Genomic DNA, 10805 nt, shown 5'->3' on the forward strand with positions numbered 1-10805 from the left:
ATGCATGTTTTGCATCCGCCGGCCGAATCCGGAAATTCGCGAGATAATACGGGTTAATGCGAAATAATCAGCGCGCGGAACCGTCCACGACGCAAATATCCGCCGCCACGCCCTTCCCGAGGATGAAGTCACACCCGCTGCTCGCTGCGCTGCGCCGCCATACCGCGTCGGCCGTCGCACGCATTTTGTCGCCTCGCGGCGTACTGGCTGCGGGCATCGTGCTGCTGATGTTCAGCTGGGGGCTTTCCGCGTCGCTTTTAATCGAGGCGCGCCGCGACGCGTATGACCATGCGGTCGAAAATGCGCGCAACCTGATGCTGCTGATCGAGCGCGATATTTCCCGCAATATCGAACTCTACGATCTGTCACTGCAAAACGTCGTCGATGGCCTCGCCGATCCGGAATTGATGGCATTGCCGCCGCGCCAGCGTCACCGGCTGTTGTTCGACCGCGCCGCCACCGGCGCGTATCTCGGCGCCATTTTCGTGATGGATCCGCACGGCAATATCGTGATCGATTCCGCTGCGTCGCCGCCGCGACAAGGCAATTTCGCCGATCGCGACTATTTCACCGTGCATCGCAACCGGCTCGTGCCGGGCCTCTACATCAGCCGGCCGTACGCGGCACGCTTGCGCGGCGGCGCGCTGACCATCGCGCTGAGCCGCCGGATCACGCTCGCCGACGGCCGCTTCGGCGGGATCGTCGTCGGCACGCTCAGCATCGACTACTTCCGCGCGCTGCTCGACGGCCTCGCGGTCGGCGAGCACGGCAGCGCGGCGATCGTCGAGGAGAACGGCACGCTCGTGTCGCGGCTGCCGTACGACGCGCGCGTGGTCGGCCTCGACCTGCACGATTCGCCGCTCTTCATCGAATCGCAGCGCAGCCGCGACGGCGTGCTGGCGGGCACCGGCGCGATCGACGGCACGCGGCGCATCTACGTGTACAAGCACCTCGCCGGCCTGCCGCTGATCGTCGACGTCGCGCCCGCCGAGATCGACATCTACGCGTCGTGGCGTCATCGCACGATCTGGGCCGCCGTGCTGATGGGCCTGTTCACCGCGTTCATCGCGTGGGGCTCGCTCGCGCTGTCGCGCGAGCTCAAGCGCCGGCAGATCGCCGAAGCGAAGCTGTACCGGCTCGCGCACACCGATTCGCTGACGGGGCTCGACAACCGCGGCACGTTCGACGCGGTGCTCGTGAAGGAAGCGCAGCGCGCATCGCGCAGCGGCCGCCCGCTGTCCGTGCTGTTCGTCGACGTCGATCATTTCAAGGCGTTCAACGACTACTACGGGCACCTCGCGGGCGACGACGTGCTGCGCCGCGTCGCGCAATCCGCGTCGCGCTGCCTGCGCCGCGACAGCGACCACGTCGCGCGCTACGGCGGCGAGGAATTCGTCGTCACGCTACCCGACACCGACGCGCGGGGTGCGGCGACGGTCGCCGAAGCAATCCGGCGCGCGATCGTGGGGCTCGACATCACGCACGTCCGCAGCCCGTACGGGCACGTGACGGCCAGCATCGGCGCCGCAACGACCGCCGGCGGGCGCGTGAATGCCGCGACGCTGCTGCGGCAGGCCGACGAGGCGCTGTACCGCGCGAAGTCCGGCGGCCGCAATCGCGTGTCGAACCCGCAGCCGAGAGCGGCCGACGCGTGACGTGACGGCCAGCCGCGTCGCGCCGCCCCGCCGTGGACAGCCCGCGCGCGTTCGGCTAGCGTTACGGCAGCTGCGCATGCAGCGCGGCGCCGGCCCGCGCAAGCCGCCCGCGCGTATTCCGGTCACCCCGCCGGCCACCCTCGATACCTCATGACCGCCCAGCTCCCTTCCCGCTTGCCGCCGCTCCTGCGCCACGCGCTTCGTCCGCTGCTGGACCCGTACCGGCGCTACCGGCACGCGAAACTGATCCACGCGGCGCGCGTCGCGCTCGCGATTCTCGTGTCAATCGGCTTGTCGACCGGGCTGCGCGTGCCGCACGGCGAATGGTCGACGATCACCGTGCTGATCGTCGTCGGCGGGCTGCAGCACCACGGCAACATCCGCAAGAAGGCGGCCGAGCGCGCGCTCGGCACGTCGATCGGCGCGCTCGCGGGGCTCGGGCTGATCCTGCTCTACTCGTTCCTGCACGCCCCGCTCGCGATCTACCTGCTGATGGCTGTCGCGTGCGGCTTCTGCGCGTATCACGCGATCGGCAAGGCCGGCTATATCGCGCTGCTGTCGGCGATCACGATGGTGATCGTCGCCGGGCACGGCGACAACGAGATCGTCGACGGCCTGTGGCGCGCGGTGAACGTGCTGACCGGCATCGCGATCGCGCTGGCGTTCTCGTTCGCGCTGCCGCTCTATGCGACCTACTCGTGGCGCTACAAGCTCGCCGACGCGCTGCGCGCGTGCGCGGCCGTGCATGCGCGGCTCGCGGGCGACCGCCACGTGAGCGACGACGCGCACCTGAAGGAAATGGCCGCGCTGAGCGCGTTGCTGGTGCAGCTGCGCTCGCTGATGCCGTCGGTGTCGAAGGAGTGCGAGATCTCGGTCACGCACCTCGAGGCGATCCAGCGCAGCCTGCGCCTGTGCATCGGCTATCTGGAGATCCTGTCGAGCACGGTGCCGGCCCGCGACGACGTGGCGTCCCGCGAGTACATGCGCACCGCGATGAAGGCCGTGAACCGGCGCATCCGCGACACGCTAGTCGGTGCGAGCCGCGCGCTGAAGTTCGGCACGCCGAGCCGGCTCACGCCGCGCCGCCGGCCGGCCGATCCGCCGCACGACGCGCCGCCGCCGCAGTTGTCCGGCTACGTGTCGATCACGGTCAAGCTGGCCGGTGAAGTGGATCAGTTGCGCGAGAAGCTGCTCGATACGGCGCAGGCGTGGAATATTTAAAATCCGGGCGTTGCCGCTGAATGCCGCGTGGAGCCGGGACAATCTTTCATTTTCATTTCAATCTGAAAAGGCAGCATTCCGATGCGCGGCAGCCGGGTATTTCGACCGATCCGGCCCCGGAAACACAGGCCGGCTCGCCGGTTCGCGATGGCCGGTTTCGATCGCCGTTCCACGCTGATTCGCGCCTGATTCTCCGGCCGGTTCACCGCCCGCCAGCCCTGTCGCGACAGGCCCGCCGACGCATTTGCACGAAAATCAGCCCTTGCCCCAACCTCCCGGACAGCCGATACTCGCATATTCCGCGAAATACGCACCGGACTTCAATCCACGGTAATTCCCATGAGCACGATTCTCGAAAGCCTCCCGACCGGCCAGAAGGTCGGCATCGCCTTCTCCGGCGGCCTGGACACCAGCGCCGCGCTGCACTGGATGAAACTGAAGGGCGCTGTCCCGTACGCATACACCGCGAACCTCGGTCAGCCCGACGAAGACGATTACGACGCGATCCCGAAGCGTGCAATCGAATACGGCGCAGAAGGCGCCCGCCTGATCGACTGCCGCGCGCAGCTGGTCGCGGAAGGCATCGCGGCGCTGCAAAGCGGCGCATTCCACATCACGACGGCCGGTGTCACGTACTTCAACACGACGCCGATCGGCCGCGCCGTGACGGGCACGATGCTCGTCGCCGCGATGAAGGAAGACGGCGTCAACATCTGGGGTGACGGCAGCACGTACAAGGGCAACGACATCGAGCGTTTCTACCGCTACGGCCTGCTCGTGAACCCGGATCTGAAGATCTACAAGCCGTGGCTCGACCAGACGTTCATCGACGAGCTCGGCGGCCGTGCCGAAATGTCGGAATTCATGAACCAGGCCGGCTTCGCGTACAAGATGTCAGCCGAGAAGGCGTATTCGACCGACTCGAACCTGCTCGGCGCGACGCACGAAGCGAAGGACCTCGAAAGCCTCGAAAGCGGCATCAAGATCGTGAACCCGATCATGGGCGTCGCGTTCTGGCGCGATGACGTGAAAATCGCCGCCGAAGAAGTGACGGTGCGCTTCGAAGCCGGCCAGCCGGTCGCGCTGAACGGCGTCGAGTTCAAGGATCAGGTCGAGCTGCTGCTCGAAGCGAACCGCATCGGCGGCCGCCACGGCCTCGGCATGAGCGACCAGATCGAGAACCGCATCATCGAGGCGAAGAGCCGCGGCATCTACGAAGCCCCGGGCCTCGCGCTGCTGTACATCGCGTACGAGCGTCTCGTCACCGGCATCCACAACGAAGATACGATCGAGCAGTATCGCGAGAACGGCCGCCGCCTCGGCCGCCTGCTGTATCAAGGCCGCTGGTTCGACCCGCAGGCGATCATGCTGCGCGAAACGGCGCAACGCTGGGTCGCCCGCGCAATCACCGGCGAAGTGAAGATCGAACTGCGCCGCGGCAACGACTACTCGATCCTGAGCACGAAGTCGCCGAACCTCACGTATCAACCGGAGCGCCTGTCGATGGAGAAGGTGGCGTCGACGTTCTCGCCGCGCGACCGGATCGGCCAGCTGACGATGCGCAACCTCGACATCACCGACACGCGCGACAAGCTGCGCGTCTACACCCAGGTCGGCCTGCTGACGCCGGGTGAATCGTCGGCGCTGCCGCAGATCAAGGGCGACGGCGAGCAATAAGCCGTTTTACCCGAAGCCGGCGCGCGTAGCCGATACGCGTGCCGCGCCGGGCAGGCCGTGTGTGCGTCGATGCATGCACGGCCTGCCGCTCCCTCCGCTTTTCCCCTCCCTGTTTTCCCCCGCCATCGTGTCACGCGCAAACGGCGCTGCAACGCTGCCGCGATCATGGCAAGCTGCGAGTCGTTCGATTTCCGACCCGGCTCATGGCTTCCCTCCTCGTCATTCACGTGAACGGCCCGATCAACAGCGGCAAGACGACGATCGATCGCGCACTCGCACGCGTGCTGCCCGATGCGCGCTTCATCGACGGCGACGATCACGATGCGCCCGACGACGCGCCGCTCCACGAGCAGTGGGCGATCGCGCTGGAGCGCATCGTCTCCCGCATCGCGCATGCGTGCGCGTTCAGCGATTGCTTCGTCGATACGTCGAGCGCGTCCGCCGATGCGTATGTGGAGGAGATCGCACGCCGCGCGGCGCTTCCGGCAGCGTGACGCTGGCGCCTGCATCGCGGAGACGCCTCGCCGTCCTTGCGTGTATCCTCGGGACTTTTCATCCACCGGGAACGGCACCCGATACCCCATGACGGCACGATACGGCTCGATCCTCGCGTGGATCGCGATCATCGAAATCATCGCGATGGTGATGTGCTACGGCTATGCCAGCTCGATGGCCGATCCTTATGCCGGTGTCGGCGTCGTGGGCTTCGGTCTGCGGTGCATGGCCTCGATCTCCGTCCTGGCGCTTGCCGTCGGCATCGGTTGCCTCGCGGCCGACACGTCGAAGCCGGACCAGCCGCCACGCAGCGCGTTCCGTGTCGCGCTCCCGCTGCACCTTCTGCTCTGCATCCCGGGCTTGTGGTTCTGGCTCCACGCGTAAGCATGCGGCGTGCGCGCCCGGACCCACGATCACGGACGCGCGCCACCTTCAATGATGATGCTGCACGCCCGACACGACCGCTTCGCGCGCACCCTTGCGACTCAGCAGCAGCGTGACAACCGCCGACACCGCGAGCGTGCCGGCCACCACGTACAGCCCGGCCGCATATCCGCCGGTCGCGTGCTTGAGCCAGCCGATCGCGAACGGCCCGACGAACCCGCCGAGGTTGCCGATCGAGTTGATCATCGCGATCCCCGCGGCCGCACCGGCGCCTGACAGGAACGCGCTCGGCATCGCCCACAACGGCGCCTTCGCGGCGCTGATCCCGATGTTGACGACCACCAGCGCGAGGACGGTCAGGAGCGCGGTACTCGCCTGCCCCGCGAACACGAAGCCGACGCATGCGAGCACGCACGGAATCACCACGTGCCACGTGCGCTCGCCGCTGCGGTCCGAATGGCGCGCCCACACGATCATCGCCACGACGGCGGCGATGCTCGGGATGCCGGTCAGCAGGCCCGTCTGCAATGCGGTGAAGCCGAACTGCCTGACCATCAACGGCGCCCACAGGCCGAGCGTATAGAGGCCCGCCGACGTGCCGAAGTAGATCAGCGCGAGCGCCAGCACGCGCGGGTCGCGCAGCGCCTGCCACGCGCCGGCCGTGTGCCCGGCGTGCGTGTGCCGCGCGTCGGCTTCCGACTTCAGCTTCGCGATCAGCCAGTCGCGCTCGTCCGCCTTCAGCCACGCGGCCTTCGACGGCGCATCGGTCAGGCACTTCAGCACCACGAAGCCGAGCACGACCGCCGGCAGCGCCTCGACGATGTACAGCATCTGCCAGTCGGCGAGCCCGAACATCGGCGGCATCTGCATGATCGCGCCCGACAGCGGCGAGCCGATCGCGGTCGAGATCGGCGCGGCCGCCATGAACCATGCGGCGGCCACCGCGCGTTGCTTCGCGGGGAACCACAGGCTCAGGTACAGGATGATGCCGGGGAAGAAGCCGGCCTCGGCCATGCCGAGCAGGAAGCGCAAGGCGTAAAAGCTCGTCGGCCCGGTCACGAATGCGGATACCGCCGACACAATGCCCCACGTGATCATCACGCGCGCGATCCAGATGCGTGCGCCGACGCGGTGGAGAATCAGGTTGGATGGCACTTCGAACAGGAAGTAGCCGATGAAGAACAGGCCGCCGCCCAGTCCGAACGCGGTCGGCGACAGGCCGATCGCCTTGTTCATCGTCATCGCCGCGAAGCCGACGTTGACGCGATCGAGAAAGCTGACGAAGTAAAGCAGCATCACGAACGGAATGATGCGCCACATCAGTTTCCGCGCGACGCGGGTTTCCAGATCTGCTTGCATGTGTCTCCTCCTTCTTCGAGGTCGAGCCGCTCCTGTCTGCGGGGCCCGGCGGGTGCTCTGCGAGCGCCGACCGGCGCCGCGGCGAAGGGCGTGCGCCGGCGCCCGGCTCGCGTCGAATGCGCGAGTCGCGGGCAGTCGATTTCCGGTGGAGGCGGACGGCAGGCGATCGTCGTCCGCCTCGTTGCCGTCAGGCTGCGACCGCCGCGTTCGCGACGCGCTCGCAGACGGCCGCCGTCACCTGCGCGGTCGTCGCGCTGCCGCCGAGATCGCGCGTATGCAGCGACGGGTCGGCCGTGACGGCCTCGATCGCCTGCATCACGCGCGCGGCGGCGGCCGTCTCGCCGAAATGCTCGAGCAGCATCACGACCGACCAGAACGTGCCGACCGGATTCGCGAGCCCCTTGCCCATGATGTCGAACGCGGAACCGTGGATCGGCTCGAACATCGACGGATAGCGGCGCTCGGGATCGATGTTGCCGGTCGGCGCGATGCCGAGGCTGCCGGCGAGCGCGGCGGCCAGATCGCTGAGGATGTCCGCGTGCAGGTTCGTCGCGACGATCGTGTCGAGCGACGCCGGGCGGTTCACCATGCGCGCGGTCGCGGCATCGACGAGCTCCTTGTCCCACGTGACGTCGGGGAATTCCTGCGCGATCTGCTTCGCGATCTCGTCCCACATCACCATCGCGTGACGCTGCGCGTTGCTCTTCGTGATGACGGTCAGCAGCTTGCGCGGACGCGACTGCGCGAGGCGGAACGCGAAGCGCATGATGCGCTCGACGCCGGCGCGCGTGAGGATCGACACGTCGGTCGCGGCCTCGATCGGATGCCCCTGGTGCACGCGGCCACCAACGCCTGCGTATTCGCCTTCCGAGTTCTCGCGCACGATCACCCAGTTCAGGTCGCCCGGACCGCAGCGCTTCAGCGGCGCGTCGATGCCGGGCAGGATGCGCGTCGGGCGCACGTTCGCGTACTGGTCGAAGCCCTGGCAGATCTTCAGGCGCAGGCCCCACAGCGTCACGTGGTCGGGCACGTCCGGGTCGCCGGCCGAGCCGAACAGGATCGCGTCCTTGCCGCGCAGCGCGTCCAGGCCGTCGGCCGGCATCATCGCGCCGTGCTGGCGGTAGTAGTCGGCGCCCCAGTCGAAATCCTCGAACTCGAACGCAAAGCGGTCGCTGCCGCGCGCCAGCGCTTCCAGCACCTGCTTGCCGGCCGGCACCACTTCCTTGCCGATGCCGTCGCCGGGAATGGTCGCGATACGGTAGGTCTTCATGCTGACATCCTCGATTGATCGTGAGCGTGAAGGCACTTTACCTAACCGGGAGTGCTGGAACCGGTGCTAGACTCAAAGCATCTTTAACTTTAATTCACCAATCCAGTCATGGCGGATACCGTGCAGCCGGCCGATCTCGGCTTCTTCTCGACGCTGGCCGCGTCGGGCAGCCTGAGCGCGGCCGCGCGCGAGCTCGGACTGACCGCGGCGGCCGTCAGCAAGCGGCTCACGCAGATGGAGCGGCGTGCGGGCGTGACGCTCGTCAACCGTACGACGCGGCGCATGATGCTGACGCCCGAAGGCGACGTGTATCTCGACTACGCGCGCCGGATCCTCGATCAGATGGATGAACTGGGCGAACTGCTCGGCAGCGCGAAGCAACGGCCGAAAGGGCTGCTGCGCGTGAACGCGACGCTCGGCTTCGGGCGCAGCCACGTCGGGCCAGCGATCTCGCGCTTCGTCGCGCGTTATCCGGAGGTGTCGGTGCAGTTGCAGCTGTCGGTGATGCCGCCGCCGCTGACCGACGACACGTTCGACGTGTGCATCCGCTTCGGCGAGCCGCCCGATACGCGCGTGGTCGCTCGGCGGCTCGCGCCGAATCGCCGGCTGCTGTGCGCGGCGCCCGCGTATCTCGCGCGGCACGGGACGCCCGGCACGCCGCACGAGCTGACGCGACACAACTGCATCGGTATCCGGCAGGGCGACGAAGGTTACGGGATCTGGCGCCTGACGAGCGGGCGCGGCGCAGCGCGCAACACCGAAGCGGTGCGGATCAACGGCAACCTGACGACGAACGACGGCGAGATCGCGGTGAAGTGGGCGCTCGACGGGCACGGGATCCTGATGCGCGCGGAATGGGACATTCGCGAGTATCTGGCCGACGGGCGGCTCGTCGTCGTGCTGCCGGACTACGAGACGCCGAGCGCGGACATCTACGCGGTGTATGCGCAGCGGCATCAGATGTCGACGCGGATTCGCGCGTTCGTGGCGTTTCTGGCGGAGGAACTGGGCGGGTGACCGGGTGCGGGGTGCGAGTGGCCAAGCGCCCACGCACGCTCCAGAACGACGTGATACCCGCGTCGCGCATCGGATCAGCCAATCGGCACAATGATGATATTTCGGCAATTTTTCCTAAAAAACGCCAAAATACTTACACTTCTGCTCGTGCCACCGGATCGAAACAACACTCGGCCGAGCCACCAAAGTGCTAATATTTTGGCGTTATCATGTAAAAAGCGCTGAAATATTAGCTCTAACCATGGCCAGGAAAACTGCCCCGCTCTTGCCGGCATCCAGTCAGCTGCTCGTCGATTTCGGCGAGCGGCTGAAATTGGCGCGCCTGCGCCGAAAGCTGACGGCCAAGCAGGTCGCGGAGCGCGCCGGCATGTCGCCGATGACGCTTCGCTCGCTCGAGGCAGGCGGGTCGGGCGTCACGATGGGGGCGTATCTTTCCGTCATGCAGGCGCTCGGGCTCCAAGCCGATCTGGAAAAGCTGGCTGCATCAGACCCGCTCGGCCGTCAGCTTCAGGATGCCCGCCTCGCCACGCCACGGCGCGCGAAGCAGGCCACGCCTGCGGCGGCCGCAGCAGCGTCGCGCACGCGCGACAGGCGCGCGCGTGCGCGCGTCTCCCCCGCCACCCAAGCCGAGGGAACAGCAACAACGGCATCCGATCGCGCAGTGCCTGACGATAATCGCGGCACGACCGCTGCGGATCCGGCCGCATTGCTGAAACCCGTGGGCAGGCGACATGAGGGGCCGACCAAGAAATGACGACCCTCTCCGTCTAGGCGGACTGGAGCAGCCTGTCCGCTCCCCTGAAGCTCGGTCTTCTGCACGGTCGACAGCCTGAACGTCGCCCACGCCGAAGCGCGAAAATTCGTCAGCGACTATCACTGCTTCCTGGTGCGACGATTCGATCGGACTGCCGATGGTCGCCGGCTGCATTCTGCATCGGCCATGACGATGACCGGCCACGTCGACGGCGACGATGCATCCACCGGCGTCAGCTCCCTGGAACTGGCGAAAGTCCTCATGCGACACGGCGCGCAACCGAATGCCGACCTGCACGAACTATGGGCCCGGATCGTATTCAACCTGCTCGTCTCGAATACCGACGACCATCTTCGCAATCACGGGTTCATTCTCGAACCGGCTGCAGGCTGGCGACTCTCCGCAGCCTACGACATGAACCCCGTCGCCGATGGTCTCAAGCTCAATATCACGGAAACCGACAACGCGCTGAACCTCGAACTCGCCCGCGAGGTATGTGAATATTTCCGGCTGAGCCTGAAGGATGCCGACGAGATCATCGACGACTTCCGCGGCGTCGTCGGCCAATGGCGCACGCTCGCGACACGACTCGCGCTTTCTGCCCGGGAGCAGGAGCACATGGCCGACGCCTTCCGCCTCGCAGGCGCCTGAGCCCCCTTCATTCATTCGACGCACCGCCGTCACACCGCGGCCGCCAGCCTGCCGTTCGCGTCGGGCTCGCTCGCGGCGACCGCACCCGCAGCGATCTGCCGCCCCGCTGCCCCGGGAACGCGCACGCCCGCTCCGTCCTGCGCCGCATCGGCGAAGCGCTCCGCGATCCAGTCGACGAACGCGCGCACGCCGGGCGACACATGCCGGCGCTTCGCATAGACGGCCGACACCGGAACCGCGCCCGGCCGCCACCGCGGCAACACCTCCCGCAACCGCCCCGCGTCGATCAGCGGCTGCGCGACGACGCGCGGCGGCTGGATCA

At 67.2% G+C, this 10805-nt stretch carries 11 protein-coding genes; 8 read left to right on the forward strand and 3 right to left on the reverse strand.

What is annotated here, in order from left to right:
* The first annotated feature begins 122 nt into the window (after positions 1-122).
* The 5 genes from J7024_RS18195 to J7024_RS18215 all read left to right on the forward strand — a co-directional run bounded on the left by J7024_RS18195 (position 123) and on the right by J7024_RS18215 (position 5432).
* Entirely contained in the window at positions 123-1655 is a 1533-nt protein-coding gene (locus J7024_RS18195) for a sensor domain-containing diguanylate cyclase (protein ID WP_124830514.1), read from the forward strand.
* 150 nt (positions 1656-1805) lie between these two features.
* Positions 1806-2876 carry an FUSC family protein gene (locus J7024_RS18200; protein WP_124830513.1) on the forward strand — a complete coding sequence of 357 codons (1071 nt, stop codon included), beginning with the start codon at positions 1806-1808 and terminating at the stop codon, positions 2874-2876.
* Between the two features lie 339 nt (positions 2877-3215).
* A complete protein-coding gene (argG, locus tag J7024_RS18205) occupies positions 3216-4553 on the forward strand; it encodes an argininosuccinate synthase (protein ID WP_124830512.1) in 1338 nt (445 codons plus the stop codon).
* A 203-nt stretch (positions 4554-4756) separates the two neighbouring features.
* Positions 4757-5047, forward strand: coding sequence for a hypothetical protein (locus tag J7024_RS18210; protein ID WP_124830511.1), 291 nt, complete (start codon positions 4757-4759; stop codon positions 5045-5047).
* Positions 5048-5135: 88 nt separating this feature from the next.
* The gene (locus J7024_RS18215) at positions 5136-5432 is read left to right on the forward strand and encodes a hypothetical protein (protein ID WP_124830510.1); all 297 of its coding nucleotides are present in this window, start codon (positions 5136-5138) and stop codon (positions 5430-5432) included.
* Between the two features lie 48 nt (positions 5433-5480).
* Here J7024_RS18215 and J7024_RS18220 read toward each other — a convergent pair whose 3' ends face one another.
* Both J7024_RS18220 and J7024_RS18225 read right to left on the reverse strand, forming a co-directional pair.
* The gene (locus J7024_RS18220; RefSeq protein ID WP_175760282.1) at positions 5481-6791 is read right to left on the reverse strand and encodes an MFS transporter; all 1311 of its coding nucleotides are present in this window, start codon (positions 6789-6791) and stop codon (positions 5481-5483) included.
* 187 nt (positions 6792-6978) lie between these two features.
* The gene (locus tag J7024_RS18225) at positions 6979-8061 is read right to left on the reverse strand and encodes a tartrate dehydrogenase (protein WP_124830508.1); all 1083 of its coding nucleotides are present in this window, start codon (positions 8059-8061) and stop codon (positions 6979-6981) included.
* Between the two features lie 108 nt (positions 8062-8169).
* Between J7024_RS18225 and J7024_RS18230 the strand changes: the two genes are divergently transcribed.
* The 3 genes from J7024_RS18230 (at position 8170) to J7024_RS18240 (ending at position 10483) form a co-directional block, all read left to right on the forward strand.
* Complete coding sequence (locus tag J7024_RS18230; RefSeq protein ID WP_124830507.1) at positions 8170-9078, forward strand: LysR substrate-binding domain-containing protein; 909 nt, start codon at positions 8170-8172, stop codon at positions 9076-9078.
* Between the two features lie 265 nt (positions 9079-9343).
* The gene (locus tag J7024_RS18235; protein WP_234745343.1) at positions 9344-9832 is read left to right on the forward strand and encodes a helix-turn-helix domain-containing protein; all 489 of its coding nucleotides are present in this window, start codon (positions 9344-9346) and stop codon (positions 9830-9832) included.
* Positions 9833-9964: 132 nt separating this feature from the next.
* Complete coding sequence (locus J7024_RS18240) at positions 9965-10483, forward strand: HipA domain-containing protein (protein ID WP_234745344.1); 519 nt, start codon at positions 9965-9967, stop codon at positions 10481-10483.
* 29 nt (positions 10484-10512) lie between these two features.
* Here the strand turns inward: J7024_RS18240 and J7024_RS18245 are convergent.
* Positions 10513-10805 (reverse strand): LysR substrate-binding domain-containing protein (locus tag J7024_RS18245; RefSeq protein WP_234745345.1); only part of this gene is annotated, 293 nt, incomplete at its 5' end.

Source organism: Burkholderia sp. WTPI3, assembly GCF_021483755.1.
Classification (GTDB): domain Bacteria; phylum Pseudomonadota; class Gammaproteobacteria; order Burkholderiales; family Burkholderiaceae; genus Burkholderia.